Source organism: Synechococcus sp. R55.8, assembly GCF_047461895.1.
In the GTDB taxonomy this organism is placed as follows: Bacteria; Cyanobacteriota; Cyanobacteriia; order Thermostichales; family Thermostichaceae; genus Thermostichus.
The window spans coordinates 1-16,808 of sequence record NZ_JANSIB010000050.1; the positions used below are offsets into that span (position 1 = coordinate 1).

Consider the following 16,808-nt stretch of genomic DNA (forward strand, 5'->3'; position numbering starts at 1 on the left):
CCCGGCACTGACCCTACGGGTACAGTGCGGGGCTCCTGCGATTTCTAGCTGAAGCGGCCAGTTTTCCGTCCGTCCCAGAGCCATTAGGGGTGCAGCTATAGCCATTCCCAATGGCGAGGAAACCCTTGCGGATCCCAAACTCCCTCTCCCTCAGGGAGAGCGCTTAGAGTAGATCAGTGCTCTCTATGAGTTGTCTTTGTTGTTCTCGGGTGTAAGCCTGTGAGCCTTGCCGCCTCTCCCCCCGATACCGATTTAAGTAGGGATCCCCGCCCGCGGCGAGCCAGCGATTGGCGGCTGCTGCGGCTCCTCTGGCCCTACGCCCGTCGGCACCTCAGGCTGGTGTTGGCCGCCTTGGCCTTTCTGCCTCCCTTGGCGCTGGCGGATGCGGTGCAGCCTCTGATCCTACAGCGGGCTCTGGATGGCCCCATTGCCCGAGCGCTGGAACGAGGTGAGGCCGGGATCCTCTCCGACCTTTGGCCCTATGTGGGGCTGTTGATCCTAACGGTACTGGTTCGCTGGCTCTTCCAAGCCCTGGAAGGGTATGTCAGCCAAAAGCTGGGGCAATTGATGACTCGCGACATCCGCGACGATCTCTTCGCCCACATTCTGGCCTTGCCGGCTCAGTTTTTCGACCGCACCCCGGTGGGTAAGCTGATCACCCGCATCACCAACGATGTGGAAGCCCTGGGAGATGTCTTTTCCACCGGTGCCGTCGGCATCGTCAGCGACCTGTTTACCCTGGGGGTGATCGCGGTGGTCATGCTCAGCCAACGCTGGGATCTGGGCTTGCTGCTGATCTTGATCGTCCTGCCCATCAGCGCCGTTGTCCTCGAGTTGCAGCGCCGCTTTCGCGATGCCAACTTTCGCGTGCGCGAAGAACTCTCCAAACTGAACTCCTGGATCCAGGAGAACATCTTGGGCATTGTCGTTGTGCAACTGTTTCGCCGGGAGCGGTTGAACAGCGAGATTTTTCAAACCATGAACCGCCGCTACATCCGGGAAGTGGATCAAACCATCCTCTATGATTCTGCCCTTTCTGCCGTTTTGGAGTGGGTGTCTTGGCTGGCCGTGGCGGCTTTGCTCTGGGTGGGCGGGCAGCAGGTGATGTCAGCCGGTAGGGGCTCACTTGGAGGGGGATGGACGGGATCCCTGCCCCTGCCCGGGGAACCCCTCACCTTTGGCAGCCTCTACGCCTTTATTCTCTTTTCACAACGGTTTTTCAACCCGCTGCGGCAGTTGGCCGAAAAGTTCACCGCCCTGCAGGCGGGGTTCACCGCCGTCGAGCGCATCGATGCCATCCTCAGCCTGCCGGTCGCCATCCGGGATCCCGCTCAGCCCCGCCACTTGCCCCCCAATGCCAGAGGAGAGGTGCAGTTCGAGCACGTCTGGTTTGCCTACAACCCCGGGGAGTGGGTGCTCAAAGACCTCACCTTCACCATCCGCCCCGGAGAAAAAGTGGCTCTGGTGGGGCCCACGGGAGCCGGGAAAAGCTCCATCATTCGCTTGCTCTGCCGTCTCTACGACGTAACCCACGGCTCCATTCGCATCGACGGTGTCGATATTCGCGATCTCCCCCAAGCCGAGCTGCACCGCCACCTAGGGGTAATCCTGCAGGATGGATTTTTGTTTTCCGGGGATATCCAGCAAAACATCACCCTAGGAGAGAAGGCAGATCTAGCGGCAGTGGAGCAGGTCGCCCGCCAACTCAACCTGCATGACTTCCTCCGCAATTTGCCCCAAGGCTACGCCACCCCTGTGCGAGAGCGGGGCAGCAACCTCTCCAGCGGCCAGAAACAGCTTATCAGCTTTGTGCGGGCCATGTGGCGGGATCCCAAAATCTTGGTTTTGGACGAAGCCACCGCCAGCCTGGATGTGGGCACCGAAGCCCTCCTGCAATCCGCTCTAGACACCCTGCTGCGGGATCGCACCGCCCTGATCATCGCCCACCGCCTTTCCACCATCCGCGATGTGGATCGCATCTTGGTTCTGCAGCGGGGGGAACTCAAAGAGCAGGGATCCCATGCCGAGCTCATGGCCCTCAGCGGGCTCTATGCCAGCCTCTATCGGCTGCAAGATCTGGGCGGCTAGCAGGGTGCTTCTGCCCAACCGTCAGCGACTGGCGCCAAAGCGAGACCGAATTGCCTTTAGGGTGGTGAAGCTGGCATCCGCGAACGCGATGCGAGCCTTGCAGAGTAACAGATTGCCGTTATCCACGGCAGTGTCTCTCAAGCTGGCCAAACCATCGCCGGCCTGCACCAGGGCACGGCGGCCCCAGCTAGAGAAATTTTTGCTGAGGGTGTTGATCAAGCGTTCCATAGGGATTGGACATTCCGCTCCTTGTCTTCCACCTAGCCTACTCCCCCAGCCGCAGGTATCCACAGAGGGCCATCAAGAAAATTGTTTGTTACAGATTGTTAAAAACTTGCCGTCAAGCCGGCAGACTGGCTATGATAGGCCCCAAGTTTGGCAAGCAATTCAAAGAAAGCGGTTAGCCATGAATCATCGGCCAGAGGTAGTGGAAGGCACAGAGTCCAAGCAGAAGGTGACCCTGTATCTCTCACCTGAGCTGCACCGGAATCTGAAGATTCGGGCTGCCGTGGAGCGGGAGCCGATGTCGGCAGTGGCAGAGAAGGCCATTACCTTCTATCTGCTTCACCCAGAGGTCATTGAAGGGGTACAAGGTAGCGCCTATCGTGTCCATCAATGTCCCAAGTGTAGTCACCCATTTGTTATCCGCGATGGAGAGGTGGTTTCCCTGCACCAGACATCGGCTGCCGAAGCCATCCTTGAAGAGGTGGAGCCAGAATACTGGGGATCGGCTGCTGGCTCGGAAGAGCAACGGCAGGATGCTCTGGTACCCTGCTAGAACGCTCCCAAGCGGGCCCCCTTCAGGAACTTGAGCTGATAGGAGCAGACAGCAACACAGAAGGCTTCTAAAATCCTCTCAAAATCCATCCAACAAGGGCGTACTCCCAAGTGCAATCCAATACCTAGGCAACTCGAACCCCATTTTTCAACCGTTCTGGCGGCTCCTGAAATTTCCCCTCTGCAGTTGGTGTTTCCCATGCAAGAGCTAAGCATCCTCATTCAAGCTCAATACCCACTGCTGTACCTGCTGACTCCAGAGGAGGAACGGGCAGAAGCGGCTCTGGCAGCAATTGCCCGCACCCTTAAGCCTCAGCGTCGCCTATTCATTTGGACAGTTACCCACGGCATCGTCGAATACGGCAACCCCCGCAGCCTCACCCAGCACAACACCCAATCCCCCCAGCCCGCCATCCAGTGGGTAATGGAGCAAAAGGATCCCGCCATCTGCGTCTTCAAAGACCTACATGACTTCTTGGACAACACCGAGGTGAAGCGCTGGCTGCGGGATGCTATTGCCAGCCTGAAGGGATCCCACAAAACCATCCTGCTCATGTCGCCGGTGCAGGTGATCCCGGTCGAGCTGGAGAAAGACATTTGCGTAGTGGACTTCCCCCTGCCGGACATGGCCACATTGGAGCGCGCCCTCAACCGCCAGCTGGAGCAGATCCCGCGCTCCCTGCCTTTGGCTCCTGATACCCGCGAAAAGTTGCTCAAGGCGGCCCTGGGCCTAACGCAGGACGAGGCAGAAAAAGTCTACCGCAAGGCTGTGGTGATGCATGGTCGCCTCACCGAGGCAGAAGTAGACATCATCCTCTCTGAGAAGAAGCAGCTGATCCGGCGCAACGGCATTCTCGAGTTTATCGAAGAGGACGAGACCATCGACGCCGTTGGCGGTCTGGAAGAGCTGAAGCGCTGGCTGCTGCAACGTTCTGAGGCCTTCACTGAGCGGGCCCGCGCCTATGGACTGCCTCAACCCAAGGGTATGCTGATCCTGGGCGTGCCTGGCTGCGGTAAGTCGCTGATCGCCAAGACCACTGCCCGTCTCTGGGGCCTGCCCCTGCTGCGTCTGGACATGGGCCGCGTTTATGATGGCTCCATGGTGGGCAAATCGGAAGCGAATCTGCGCAGTGCCCTGCGAACTGCTGAATCTCTCGCCCCTGCCATCCTTTTCATCGACGAGCTGGACAAAGCCTTTGCTGGATCAGCAGGCTCCAGCGATTCTGACGGGGGCACCTCCAGCCGCATCTTTGGCTCTTTCCTAACCTGGATGCAGGAGAAGCGCTCGCCGGTCTTTGTCATGGCCACCGCCAACCGTGTGGACCGTCTGCCGGGCGAATTCTTGCGCAAGGGCCGTTTTGACGAAATCTTCTTCGTGGACTTGCCCAACATCAACGAGCGCATCGAGATCTTTCGGATCCACCTGCAGAAGCGGCGGCGCGATATCAGCCGCTTTGACCTGCGCCAGCTAGCTGCCGCCTGTGAAGGCTTCTCCGGCGCAGAGATCGAACAAGTTTTGATTGCTGCCATGTACGAAGCGTTTGCCCAGAACCGTGAGTTTACCCAGCTGGACATTCTGGCAGCAACGAAAGCAACTCAACCGCTATCTCGCACCATGACGGAGCAAGTGGTAGCGTTGAGGGAATGGGCCCAGCAGCGGGCTCGGCCTGCAGCGGCCTCTGTAGCCGAGTACCAGCGGCTGGAGTTCTAGGAGGAGGTGAGGATCCAAAGCTACCTTGACAGAAGCAGGGACGGCAGGGCCCAAACCTTCCCCAAAGAACAGTGCCCATTGTTTGTGTCGATGTTCCAACCCCTACACACAGGAGAGAAACACCATGTCTCATTTTAGCACCCTGCGTACCAAAATCACCGACGGTCAAGTCCTGATCAACTCTCTGCGCGATCTCGGCTACACCGTTAAGCTGAACGCCGACGTGCGTGGCTACAACGGCCAGCGTGTTCGCGCTGACATCGTGGCTCAGTTGGAAGGCGACTACGATCTGGGCTGGTCGAAGAATCCCGACGGTTCCTACGACCTGATTGCCGATTTGTGGGGCGTGGCCAAGAAGCACAACCAGACCGAGTTGATCAACTCCATCAACCAGAAGTACGCCGTCAACAAGACCTTGGCCGAGGTGAAGCGTCCTGGCCTGAACAACGCCAACGTTAAAGTGGTGGTGCACTAAGCCGGATCCTGTCTCGCCATCGCTGCAGCGATCTACACCGACTAAAGTTAGGAGGGGCTGAATCCAGCCCCTACTTTTTGGCTTGGTTTTTGGATTGGAGGGGCTGCGACCCGAAGGAGGAACCTACGCTTCTGTGAGAGCGGCAATGCCGGGCAGCACCTTCCCTTCCAATAGCTCCAGGCTGGCTCCGCCACCGGTGGAGATATGGGTCATTTTGTCGGCCAGGCCCACTTTTTCCACGGCAGCCACCGAGTCGCCGCCGCCGATGATGGTGGTGGCTCCCGCTTGAGTGAGATCGGCCAGGGTGCGGGCGATGGCTTCTGTGCCCAGGGCAAAGCGGTCGAATTCGAACACGCCCATCGGCCCATTCCAGACCACGGTTTGGCACCCCTGCAGGGCAGCCTGGAAGGCTTTGATCGATTCCGGGCCGATGTCCAAGCCCATCCAATCCTCGGGGATGGCGTGGATGGAAACGGTCTGGGCCTGGGCATCTTTGTCAAACCTATCGGCTACCACCACATCCACCGGCAGCAGCAGCTCCACCCCCCGCTCTTTGGCTTTTTCCATCAGGGAGCGGGCCAGATCCAGCTTGTCGGTTTCCACCAAAGACTTGCCGGTTTGGATCCCTTGGGCTTGGTAAAAGGTAAAGATCATGCCGCCGCCGAGGAGGAGCTTATCCACCTTCTCCAGCAGCCTCTCGATGACGCCGATTTTGCTGGACACTTTGGAGCCGCCGATGATGGCCGCCAAGGGGCGCCGCGGATTCTCGATGGCGCCCGAAAGAAACTGCAGCTCCTTTTCCACCAGGTAGCCGGCCACAGCAGGCTGGAGGTAGGCGGTGACGCCGGCAGTGGAGGCGTGGGCGCGGTGGGCGCTGCCAAAGGCGTCGTTGACAAACAGGTCGGCCAGTGAGGCCAGCTTGCGGGCAAATTCCGGGTCGTTGTCCTCCTCTTCTGGGTAGAAGCGGACGTTTTCCAGCAGGGCCACCTGGCCGTTTTCCAGGCGGTTCACTACCGCCTCGGCCTCAGGGCCGATGCAGTCGGGGGCAAAGGCAACCGGCTGGCCCAGCAATTGAGAAAGACGGGTGGCTACGGGGGCCAGGCTATTGCCCTCGCGGGCGACCTTAACCGCGCCTGTCTCTTTGTCCTTCTTGACGGGGCGGCCCAGGTGGCTGGTGAGGATCACTTTGGCGCCTGCCTGGGTGAGGGCCTGGACGGTGGGCAGAGCAGCCCGAATGCGGGTGTCATCGGTAATGTTGCCCTGGGCGTCCAAGGGGACATTGAAATCGGCTCGCACCAGCACGCGCTTGCCGGCCAGATCAAAGCCGGATGACAGCAGGGATCCCAGTGTTTGTTTGGCCATCGTTGTTTTCCCCCGGACTGCAGAAAGTCTTTATTTTTTCTTCCGTATGTATCCTACCAGCGATTGGGATCCCGGCAGTGAGACAGATGGGCTTCGGGATCCCCTTGTCCTGCTGCTGGTGCCGGGTTGGCCTTCCGTCTGACCCTTGGCCTCAGCGATTGTAACGGTTTGCAAATAGAATAAAAATGTTGCTTTGTCGTTACCCTCATGCGTGTTGCCATTGCTGGTGGCGGGCTGGCCGGGCTGGCCTGTGCCAAGTATCTCTGCGATGCCGGGCATCAACCGCTCCTCTTTGAGCGGCGGGATGTTTTGGGTGGCCTGGTGGCTGCCTGGAAAGATGCCGACGGCGACTGGATCGAGACGGGGCTGCACAACTTTTTTGGCGCCTACCCCAACACGTTGCAGCTGTTCCGGGAGCTGGGCATCTCCGATCGCCTGCAGTGGAAGGAACACAGCTTGATTTTCAACCAGCCGGACAAGCCGGGCACCTATTCCCGCTTTGACCTGCCGGATATTCCCGCTCCTTTCAACGCCATTGTCGGCATCTTGCGCAACAACGACATGCTCACCTGGGGGGAAAAGGTGAAGTTTGCCCTGGGGCTGGTGCCGGCCATGATTCGCGGCCAGCGCTATGTGGAGCAGATGGATCGCTATAGCCTCTTGGAATGGCTGCGGCGGCAGGGTATTGACGAGCGGGTCAACACCGATATTTTCATTGCCGTCTCCAAGGCCCTGGCCTTCATCAACCCGGATGAGATCTCGGCCATGGTGCCCCTGACCGCCCTGAACCGCTTTTTGCAGCAGAAGGATGGCTCCAAAATTGCCTACCTAGACGGCGCTCCCCCAGAGCGGCTCTGCCAGCCGATGGTGGACTACATTGTCGCCCGTGGGGGGGAAGTGCATTTGAAGGCGGCGTTGCAGGACATTCGTCTCAACCTCGATAACAGCGTGGCCGGGTTTTGCTTAGCCACCCCCTCTGGGCCGGTGGAGGTGACTGCCGATGCCTATGTCTCGGCCCTTTCGGTGGACGCGCTCAAGGAGCTGCTGCCGGCGCAGTGGTGGGGGATCCCCTTTTTCCAAAAGCTGCGTGAACTGGAGGGGGTGCCAGTAATTAGCCTGCAGATCTGGTTTGACCGCAAGATTACTCACATCGATCACTCCTTGTTTTCCCGCTCGCCGCTATTGAGCGTGTATGCCGACATGAGCAACACCTGCCGGGCCTATGCCGATCCGGAGCGGTCCATGTTGGAGCTGGTGCTGGCTCCGGCTGCCGAGTGGATTGATCGCGGCGATGAGGAGATCTTTGCCGCCACGCTGGAGGAACTGAAAAAACTCTTTCCCCAGCACCTTACCGGCCCCAACCCCGCCCGCGTGCGCAAGTGGGTGGTGGTGAAAACGCCGCGCTCGGTCTACAAGGCTACCCCTGGCAGACAGCAGTATCGCCCCACTCAAGTTACCCCTATTCCCAACTTCTTCTTGGCGGGCAGCTACACCCTACAGCCCTTCCTGGGCAGCATGGAGGGGGCCATCCTCTCCGGCAAGTGGGCGGCGGAGGCCATCAACAAGGGGATCCCATTTCAACGCGCTTCTGTCTCGGCCTCAACTCTGGCAGCTGCGGGGGTCTAGCTCTCCGCCGTCCGCCTCCTATGCCTTTCGAATCTTTCTTTTCCCCACAACCTCTTCTAGGCTATCCGCGGCGTCCGCTTTCCCGTAGTGTTGATATGTGCCCTCGCCGTTTCCCTTCCTTCTCTATCCTGGCCCTGCGCCCCTGGAGATCAGCCAGATGAGTCCGCTTGAGCAATCTTTTGCCCTCTGTCGCCAGATTACGGCCAAGCACGCTAAGACTTTCTACCTGGGATCCCTGCTCTTGCCCCAGTCCAAACGGCGGGCCATCTGGGCCATCTACGCTTGGCTGCGGCAAACCGATGAGTTGCTGGATGGACTGGAAGCCAGCCAGGCAGAGGTGGAGGTCACCCGCAGCAAGCTGGAGCAGTGGGGATCCCATCTGGAGTCGCTCTTCCAGGGAGGCGAGCCGCAAGTCCCCACGGACCTCGCTTTGATCCACACCATCCGCACCTACCGCCTTTCCATCGAGCCGTTTCGCGAGATGCTGCGGGGGCAGAGCATGGACTTGGATACCCAGCGCTACGCCACCTGGGAGGATCTGCGGGTCTACTGCTACCGCGTGGCTGGGGTGGTGGGGCTGATGTGCTCGGAGATCATGGGGTTTGTGCCGGGCCGGGATGGCCGCGAGGAGGCGGTGGCGCTGGGGATCGCCATGCAACTAACCAACATCTTGCGGGATGTGGGAGAGGACGCCCGCCGCGGGCGGATCTACATCCCCCTGGAAGATCTGCGCCGCTTCAACTACTCCGAGCGGGACCTGTTTAACTATGTTATTGACGAGCGCTGGATGGCTTTGATGGACTATGAGATCCGGCGGGCTAGAGAGCTCTATGCCCAAGCGGAACGGGGGATCCCTACCCTGCAGCCGGACTCCCGCTGGCCGGTAGCCGCTTCCTTGATGCTCTACCGGCAGATTCTCAACGCCATCGAGCGCAACCACTACCAGGTTTTTCGCACCCGCGCTTACGTGTCCACTCTCAGCAAGGCATTGGCGCTGCCGGTGGCCTGGTGGCGGTCGCGGCGCTCCAACTACTACGGTTACTAGTAGGGAGCAGCAAGCAGTTCCCCACGGCCGCGGCAGCAGAAAACAAGAAGACCTCTAATACAGCGAAGAAAACCTATGGTAAGCCGTGCCCTGACCCTACCCTATCAGCGAATCTGGGAAGACAGTTTAACCATCTTCTGGCGCGACTGGCTGGATCTGCGGGGGCGAGTTTGGCAGGTGGTGGCCTCGGGGCTGGTGGCTCCCCTCATCTACATTGTTGCCTTTGGGGTGGGCCTAGGGGGATCCCTGCGGGCCGAAGCTTTGGCCGAGGTGGCCGGATCCACGGCGGCAGGTTCTTATTTGCGCTTTATCTTGCCGGGGATGGTGGCTCTTTCAGCCATGACCATCAGCTTTGCCGGCACCACCTTCTCCATTTGTGGATCGCGGCTATTTACCAAGAGCTTTGAAGAGCTGCTGCTGTTGCCGGTGCACCCCTTGTCTTTGCATCTGGGCAAGGTGCTGGCGGGCATTGCCCGCGGCCTGCTGACGGCCTTGGGGGTGTTGGCGGTGGGGGTGCTGGGTACGGGGGCCTGGGGCCTGCTTCACCCCTTGTCGCTGTTGGTTCTACTTTTGGATTGCGCCGTCTTTGCCGGCATTGGGGTAATTGCTGGCTTGAAGGTGCCCAGCCTGGAGAGTGTGGGCGTGCTAACCAACTTTTTGATTACGCCCATGTCTTTTCTGGGGGCCACCTTTTTCGATCCCGCCCAGTTGCCGACCTACCTGCAGGTGCTGGTCTATTGCCTGCCCCTTTCCTACGCCAGCATTGGCATGCGGGCAGCCGCCTACCAGCCGCTTGCGGAGTTTCCCTGGTACACGGTGGGAGTTTTGGGCGGCTTGGCGGTAATCCTGGCTTTTGTGGGAGCTTATCTGTTTTCCCACCAGCAGGACTAGCTGCCCTTGCCAAATACTTCTGGGTAGCGAGCCAGCTGCTCTTGCAAATCTTGGTTGTAGCGCAGAACAAGCACGCGGTAGCCCCGTCCCTGCAGCTGCGAGCGCAGTTGGCGATCCCGTTCCGCTTGGGCAGGCTGGTCGTGGACTGGGCCATCGCAGAAGATGCAGACGTTGGGATCATAGAAGAAGTCGACAACACAGCGGGGATCGGCAATGGCTTTCTGAGCGTCGTCGGGAAGGCGATAACCCCCTGCTGCGAGGGTCTCCAGAAAGCGGCGCTCCAGTTCCGAGCGGGGATCGATGAGCTGGCGCAGCCACTCCAGGTGCTCTTGGCGGGAGCGACCCAGGGAGCGCAGCTCGGTGCGGCTGTTGGCCAGCAGGCCCAAAAGATCCCGGATCTGATAGCGGTCAAGCTGCAGCGCTTCCCGTTGGTTGGCATAGCTGAGCAGGCATTCGTAGCAGGCTGCTCGGCATTCGGGCCGCAGGTCTTGGATCCCGGCCTCTGAAAGCTGGAAGTGACAGATCTCCAGCGCCACTTGGGCCACTTCCGCTAGAGCCTGGGGCTCTTCCACCAGGCGCCGCACGACGCCAGCGCCCCCTTCTGCTGTTTCGTAGAAGAGCATGGCCTGATGGGATCCCTGGCCGATGCACTCGGCGGCCAGCTCTGTCTCTTCTAGCTCAAAGGTCTCTTCGATCCCTCGCTTGAGGGCATAGCGCAGGGTGGTCTCCAGGGCCTGCGGATTCTCCACCCCTGGCTGAACCAGGCGCACCAGCAACAGGTTTTGGGTACTGCGCACCGCCAGGCGAATGGACTGCAGGGGGACTGGGTTGGACGAGCCTGCCCTGTTCCGCTCAAGCTGAGCTCGCGAGGGAACTTCCCCATTTTCAAAGTTGACCAAAAAGCCGCGCCCTCCACTTCCCCGCCAGCCGTGGTTGATGCGTAGCAGGGTGGCCGCCGGGGCATAGCGCAACTGCAGCAGGGGAGTTTGTCCGCTCAGCACATCAGCTTCTTGGACGCGGTAGCCAGAGCTTTCGGGAGCAAACTGGAAGAAGGTCTGCAGCTCGTAGCCTTGCCGCCGCCGCTCCTCTTCGTCAGCTGTGATGCGATCCCGCCGCCGCATGCGCACATTGGGCATTTCCAGAAGCTGGGTAAAGAGGCTGTTTTGCCCATCGAACTGGGTGCCGCAGACGGGGCAGCAATCCAGGTGGGGATCGGCAAAGGCCCCACAGCTAAAACAGAGCTTGTGGCTACTTTTGCGCTCCTCCAGGCCGCCGGGCGGAGCCTGAAACGCCACTGCTTCCCACTGGCAGCCCTCATGGTAGAGGAAGTTGTGGGGAGCAAACTCGCGGATAGCCAAAAAGCGAGGCCGGGCGATGAACTCGCCCTCGCTGCCGCGGGGCACCCAGGCCCGCACCGGCAAGGCAGGGAAGTTGTAGCCGGGCAAGAAGCCTTCGCTAGCCAAATAGCGGTAGGGATAGAAGTCGCTTTCCTCCCGCTGGGTTCCAATCTGCAGCAGCAAGTTGCGCTGGCGCAGGGCTTCTTGCTGGCGGCGCTCGGCTTCCTGTTGGTCTTTCTTTTGGCGAGTCGTCTGGAGCTGGCGGTTAGCGGCTTCCAACTGCTGCGTGGCAGCCCGATAGAGCTCTCGCCAGCGATCGAAAGCTCGGTCAAAAGCCTGGGGTGCCTCTTCAATGACCTGCTGAAGCCAGCGCTCGCTAAACCAGCCGCTTTTATCTAGGAGTTGGCGATCGGCGGCCAGCAGCTTCTGCACCTGCTCCTTCACTTGTTGGCGGGCAGACTCCTCAAGTTGGATTTGCTGGGCCACTGTCTCCCTGAGGGGCAGCTCTTCCCGATCCGCGTCGATGACGGTTTCAATGGAATTGCCTAGGGGCAGGCGCACCTGAGCCAACCAAACGGCGTGGATGTGAGCGCGCAGCAGCGATTCGTTGGCTAGATCCAGGCGGGGAGGGCGCACTCGACCGGCCACCATCTCGGCGCGGCGGCGGAAGTAGTACTGGTCGTGGCTGTTGAAAGCACTGCAATACGTTACGATTAGCCCCGGTTGCCCCTGGCGGCCTGCGCGTCCACTGCGCTGAGCGTAGTTGGCCGGCGTTGGAGGGACGTTGCGCAGATGTACCAGATCCAAATCGGCAATATCGACCCCCAACTCCAGGGTTGGCGAGCACACCAAATAGGGAAGGCGTCGAGCTTGATCCTCCCCGCGAAAGCGCCTTTCTCGCTGCTCCCGCTCTCCTGGCCGAACCACTTGGGCAGTGTGCTCCCTAGCCTCCAGGGATCCCAGCCCTGCTGCCCCGGCCTGGTAGAGGCGCTGGAAAAAGAGATTAACGGGGCGGCGGGCAGAGGAGTAGCCGCTCTGCTCGGCCCGGCGGGAATACAGAGGATCTGGCGGCGGCGAGCCATCGCCCAGGCACCAGCGCAGACAGCCAGCGTTGAGCTGGTAGGCTTCCTGGCCATTCTCCGAGTGGCGCCGCAGCAGGTCGTAGCTAACTAGGAGAGAAAGCAGGGACTCTAAAAACCTGTCGTAGGCTTCTTGGTTCAGATCAAGGCGCCTGCGGAGGAAGCGACCAATGGTGCTGCGGGGGCCCAGGCTGAGCATTTGCCCGTTTTCCCGGGAAGGGTTCTGGCGCACAAAGAAGCGAGCCGTCCGCAACTCCTCATGCTCTTCCAGGCCCCAAAACTCATTGAGATATTGCTGGGCGCGCCGGCGCAGCCTTCTCTGGGGCTCTGCCTTGAGCACGGGCACATCGATGGCCAATTGGCGCCGAAACTGATCCAACAGAGCCCGCAGCAGTTGCTCTTGCTCGTCAGGGCTGGCTTGGGCAAACCAGGGGTGAAGGGAAGCCAGGGCTGAATTTTGGCAGAGCTCCCCGAGGCCGCGGTACTCGATTTTCAGCAGGCCCACCTGTTCCAAGTTGGGGTGGGTAACCCGCCAGCCGCGCCGCAGATCTTCATAGAGCCGGTATTCGGTTAGCTCGCTAAAGGTCTGCCACACTTCCTCGGCACTGGGCGAGTCGGGATCCAAAGCCGGGTTTTGGGCAATGTCGGCAAGCTCCAGGCCAGAAGCCCGCACCACTTCCTGGGCCACCTCGTCAAAGCCCAGCTCTTTTTTCTTGAGGAGGGCAGCATAGAGCGAGGCCCGCAGAAGGGCCACATGCACAAAATCGTTGAAGTGGCCGGCCTGCAGGGAGGCGTCCTGGCGGTTGTCGGTAAAAGTCAGCAGCTTGCTGCAAGCGGCCTGGGTTTGCTCGGCATGGCGCAGCAGAGAAGTGGCCAGAATGGTGGTGGCGCTGGAGCGGCCTTCGCTGGAGAGGGAAGCCAGCTTGGCGAACTCCCGCTCCCGCTCACTGTAGTACTCGCCGCAAGCTAGGCAAAGAGAAAAGGGCTGGGGCTGCCACCACATCTTCTGCGCCTCCGCCTGGGGGTACTCGGAAAAGGAGCCATCCGGGCGCACCCAGACGGCTTGGGGGACGCGCTTTCCCCAGTTGGACCTGAGTCTGCCCTCAGGGGTGTACCAGTCTTCGGGGATCTGCTCCAGCGACCACTCGTTGTCAAGAGGATCCAAGCTGAGGTAGCCGGCCTGCTGGTCTTCGCCTTCCTCAACCTCTTCCCCCAGAGGATAGGGCAGGAAGTGAGTCTTTGACCTGAGGACGTGGTAGTAGTCCTGGCCACAGTGGCGGCAGAACTTGACGGGGAAAAACAGCTTTCCTTCCCCTGCTTGCACTTGTCCTTCCAGGGAAAACTGCCGCTTGTCCCGACTCTCCAGGGTGGCATAGAGGGTGCGGCCCTGGGAGATAAACTGGTGCAACTTCAAGGCCGGGCCGCGGCTAGAGCCCTCCCGCAGGCTGCTGGCGTGGGCCAGAAACTGGCGTAGGGACTCGGTGCAGCTCTCAGGGGTAGTGCTGGTCAGCTCTGCCAGTTGGGCGGCTACCTTGGAAAGCTTCCTGGGCACGCGGCGCCTGAAGCTGCCATCGGGACTTTGCTCCAGGCCCAGCTCATACTCTAGCCAGCGCATCAGGGGATGGCGGCGCAGATCGGCCTGGTTTGTAGGCCAAGGCAAGTCCAGGGCGCTCTTCAGCTCTGCCACCGTGGGTGGGCCGCCCTCGGTGAGGGGGGCCAGGGTTTCCTCAATGACGTGCTCCGGCCCAAAGGGATGGCCGAAAAAGCGGCTGGCAAAGGCGGCTACAGTCTGGCGGCGCTCCTGGGCGTCGGCTTCTGGTCGGGAGATCATGGTGGCGCTGGTGCCAATATGCACCAAGTTCTTGGCCCCACAGCGTCCTTTTAGGCGGCGAACCAGCATGGCCACATCGGCCCCCTGCCGGCCTCGGTAGGTGTGCAGCTCGTCAAAGACCAGAAAGCGCAGCCCGTTGGAACTTAAAAAGCGCTGATCTTCGGGGCGCACCAAAAGCAGCTCCGCCATCACGTAGTTAGTAAGCAGAATTTGGGGCGGATCCCGGCGCAGATCTTCCCGGTCGCTTTCTGCAGTTTCCCCGGTGTACTTGGCAAAGCGCAGCGGAAAAGGGCGATGGTAGGCGCGCTCGTAGCGCTCGCGCAGAGTTTGTAAAGACTGGTATTGGGAGTTAACCAGGGCGTTCATGGGATAGACCACCAGGGCCGTCACCTGGCCCAGGGATCCCCCCTGGCGAATCCAGTTGTCAATGATGGGCAAGAAGTAGCAAAGGCTTTTGCCAGAGCCGGTGCCGCTGGTAACGACAAAACTCTTGCCTGCTAGGGCCTTGGCAACAGCTTCCTCCTGGTGGCGGTAGAGGCGGAAGGGTCTGCCATCCTCAAAGCGGAAAATGCGGGCTGTTTCTTGGGCAATGCGCCCCGCCTCGGCCAACTCGTCAACGGTTGGACCAGATACATAACTAGGGCTGAGCTGGAGGAGGGGTTCTGGCCAGAGGTGGATCCCTTCCTCTAGAGCTTGATTCACAAAGGCTTGCGCCCGTTGGTCGCCAATGAGAAAAAAGGAGCGGACAAAATCGCGATAGTCGTCCAGAACAGTGGCGTGGAGATCAAAGATGGCGGACATCGAATCTGCCCTTAAGGCCCGCTTGGTTAGCTCAAGCCTAGCTTGAAGATGCCGCAAGTGGTGTTTGAAACCGCACCCACCAAGATCTACGGCCCGCTGAACGGCAAAAAGATATCTCCGAAGTGGGATCGGCAATGCGCCAGCTTCCCCCACACCTCCAGTACCCGCCGACGGCTGCAGCGTTCTCCGAATGCAGGAACCAGAATCCCTTGCCTTTAGGCAGGGGGTATGTCAAGAGAAAACTGGTCTGCAGAAGGCCACCTCTGCCTCATGGACGAATAACCCGCAATCCTAGATGCGCCTCGTAGCCATCGAAGTCACTGTCGTGGTGGAGGAGCGGAACATTGTTCTCAATGCACCAAGTGGCAATCAAACTGTCTATTGTTTTGCGCACCGTCACGCCTTTGCGACGCAACAAGCGAAAGTTCTGCGCACTTTTCACCGCCAGGGAGGGGTTAACCATTTGCACCTGATGCAATTTCACCAGAGCACAGCGAGCCTGCTCGAAATCGGCATCTTTGCGAAAGCCCTGCAAGACTTCTGCCAAAATCAGGTCGCCCACCAGGATAAGAGTTTGATCCAGGGCCCAATCCAGATAGTCGGTGTGAAGCGATGAAATGCCGTTGAAGTAATCAATCCAGATGGTGCTGTCCACCAGGATCATCCTCAGTCCTGCAGGCACGACAGGCGTTGCTGCTGCAAATTGCCCTCCCATTTCAACTTGCCGCGTAAGTTGCGGATCTCAGCTTGCTCGTGTAGGCGAATCAGGACACGCAGCGCTTCGTGAATCACCTCGCGCTTGGTCTTGAGGCCGGTTACCTGGCGGGCACGCTCGATCAGGTCGTCATCCAGGACGATGTTGGTGCGCATGAGGAGCCACTTGTGTGTATAGAAATGTAGATCTATGTGTATTCTAAGCTTTTATTGAGTGCTGCGCCAGCTTCTCCCACGCCTCCAGCACCAGCCGCCGGGTGCGGTATTCGCCGTACATCCGCTGCTCCTTCTCCTTCAGCACGCGAAAGGTTTCGCCGGGGAAGGTGCTAGCGGCAGCGCGGGTAGCGTAGCCAGCCGAGTCGAGCGGGTCTGCCACCTCTTCCCGCGGGTCGAGTATGTCTTCCAGTTCGCGTTCGGTGAGGTCTGCCGGGTCGAGGATGTAGCGCAGTTGCTTGCGGGTGAGGCCGTAGAGCCGGGCGTAGTACGCATCCAGTTCAGCGCGGAGGATGGCGCGGCGTTCCTCGTTCCAGGTGAACGGCGGGAAGGGGAAGCCCTCACCCAGTGCTGCGGGCGAGGGGGTCGGGGGGTGAGGTCTAATCACAGCCCGCAATCCTTCGTCTGCCTCTCGCCATACGTCGTCGGCGAAGGGTTTCATATCCCAGGCGGTGTAGACCAGTTCCAGCACGCGCGGGACGATGAAGCGCAAATCTTCGGGGGTGTAGGCTTCGGGCGGCAGGACGGGGAGTTGCTCGACGTAAAAGAAGTTCATGTTAACGCCTGCCAGTTTTTGACGAACGACCCAGTCAAATGGGAGCGAAATCAAGTTACCTGTCAGGGTTGCTGTGAGTACTGAGTTGGTATCTGGAAACAGTAGAAATACATTATCTCCGGCTCCTGTCGCGGGTATTAAGGTGAATATGGCAGTGCGCTCATCCGTTGCCCGTGCAATGCGTCTGAATCCCAACAGCCAGCCGCGTCGCCACTCGCCCAGGCGGGCTTTGACTTCTTCCGCAGATACCCAGTACCAGGGCTGGACAACAAAGTGCGGGTCGGCGTGCTGGTGCTCATCAG

Annotated in this window: 12 protein-coding genes and 1 pseudogene; 7 read left to right on the forward strand and 6 right to left on the reverse strand. The window is 60.0% G+C overall.

Annotated elements, in window-relative coordinates; all coding sequences use genetic code 11:
* Window positions 1-219: 219 nt before the first annotated feature.
* Window positions 220-2,088: an ABC transporter ATP-binding protein gene (locus NW829_RS06685; RefSeq protein WP_414416722.1), complete on the forward strand. Its 1,869-nt coding sequence runs from the start codon at window positions 220-222 to the stop codon at window positions 2,086-2,088.
* A 21-nt stretch (window positions 2,089-2,109) separates the two neighbouring features.
* Here NW829_RS06685 and NW829_RS06690 read toward each other — a convergent pair whose 3' ends face one another.
* Window positions 2,110-2,316: a hypothetical protein gene (locus tag NW829_RS06690; protein WP_414342377.1), complete on the reverse strand. Its 207-nt coding sequence runs from the start codon at window positions 2,314-2,316 to the stop codon at window positions 2,110-2,112.
* Window positions 2,317-2,494: 178 nt separating this feature from the next.
* On the opposite strand from NW829_RS06690, the gene NW829_RS06695 reads away from it, so the two are divergent.
* The 3 genes from NW829_RS06695 (at window position 2,495) to NW829_RS06705 (ending at window position 5,051) form a co-directional block, all read left to right on the forward strand.
* The gene (locus NW829_RS06695) at window positions 2,495-2,866 is read left to right on the forward strand and encodes a hypothetical protein (RefSeq protein ID WP_041436554.1); all 372 of its coding nucleotides are present in this window, start codon (window positions 2,495-2,497) and stop codon (window positions 2,864-2,866) included.
* A gap of 198 nt (window positions 2,867-3,064) precedes the next feature.
* The gene (locus NW829_RS06700; RefSeq protein WP_414350810.1) at window positions 3,065-4,576 is read left to right on the forward strand and encodes an AAA family ATPase; all 1,512 of its coding nucleotides are present in this window, start codon (window positions 3,065-3,067) and stop codon (window positions 4,574-4,576) included.
* 124 nt (window positions 4,577-4,700) lie between these two features.
* Window positions 4,701-5,051: a DUF1257 domain-containing protein gene (locus NW829_RS06705; protein ID WP_011433295.1), complete on the forward strand. Its 351-nt coding sequence runs from the start codon at window positions 4,701-4,703 to the stop codon at window positions 5,049-5,051.
* Between the two features lie 123 nt (window positions 5,052-5,174).
* Here the strand turns inward: NW829_RS06705 and NW829_RS06710 are convergent, their stop codons facing one another.
* Window positions 5,175-6,413, reverse strand: coding sequence for a phosphoglycerate kinase (locus tag NW829_RS06710; protein WP_414413078.1), 1,239 nt, complete (start codon window positions 6,411-6,413; stop codon window positions 5,175-5,177).
* 207 nt (window positions 6,414-6,620) lie between these two features.
* On the opposite strand from NW829_RS06710, the gene pds reads away from it, so the two are divergent.
* From pds to NW829_RS06725, 3 genes are all read left to right on the forward strand, one after another.
* Window positions 6,621-8,039 (forward strand): 15-cis-phytoene desaturase, encoded by a 1,419-nt coding sequence (gene pds, locus NW829_RS06715; RefSeq protein WP_414413077.1) that lies wholly within the window; start codon window positions 6,621-6,623, stop codon window positions 8,037-8,039.
* A gap of 157 nt (window positions 8,040-8,196) precedes the next feature.
* Window positions 8,197-9,084: a phytoene synthase gene (locus tag NW829_RS06720; RefSeq protein ID WP_414350814.1), complete on the forward strand. Its 888-nt coding sequence runs from the start codon at window positions 8,197-8,199 to the stop codon at window positions 9,082-9,084.
* 75 nt (window positions 9,085-9,159) lie between these two features.
* Window positions 9,160-9,975, forward strand: coding sequence for an ABC transporter permease (locus tag NW829_RS06725; protein ID WP_414342371.1), 816 nt, complete (start codon window positions 9,160-9,162; stop codon window positions 9,973-9,975).
* Here NW829_RS06725 and NW829_RS06730 read toward each other — a convergent pair.
* The 4 genes and pseudogenes from NW829_RS06730 to NW829_RS06745 form a co-directional block, all read right to left on the reverse strand.
* Window positions 9,972-15,023, reverse strand: coding sequence for a DEAD/DEAH box helicase (locus NW829_RS06730; RefSeq protein WP_414416723.1), 5,052 nt, complete (start codon window positions 15,021-15,023; stop codon window positions 9,972-9,974). The genes NW829_RS06725 and NW829_RS06730 overlap by 4 nt on opposite strands.
* 268 nt (window positions 15,024-15,291) lie before the next feature.
* Window positions 15,292-15,687, reverse strand: coding sequence for a PIN domain nuclease (locus NW829_RS06735; protein WP_011433301.1), 396 nt, complete (start codon window positions 15,685-15,687; stop codon window positions 15,292-15,294).
* A gap of 2 nt (window positions 15,688-15,689) precedes the next feature.
* Window positions 15,690-15,893 (reverse strand): type II toxin-antitoxin system VapB family antitoxin, encoded by a 204-nt coding sequence (locus NW829_RS06740; protein WP_011433302.1) that lies wholly within the window; start codon window positions 15,891-15,893, stop codon window positions 15,690-15,692.
* Window positions 15,894-15,936: 43 nt separating this feature from the next.
* Window positions 15,937-16,808 (reverse strand): annotated as a pseudogene (locus NW829_RS06745) (hypothetical protein); the annotation flags it as partial.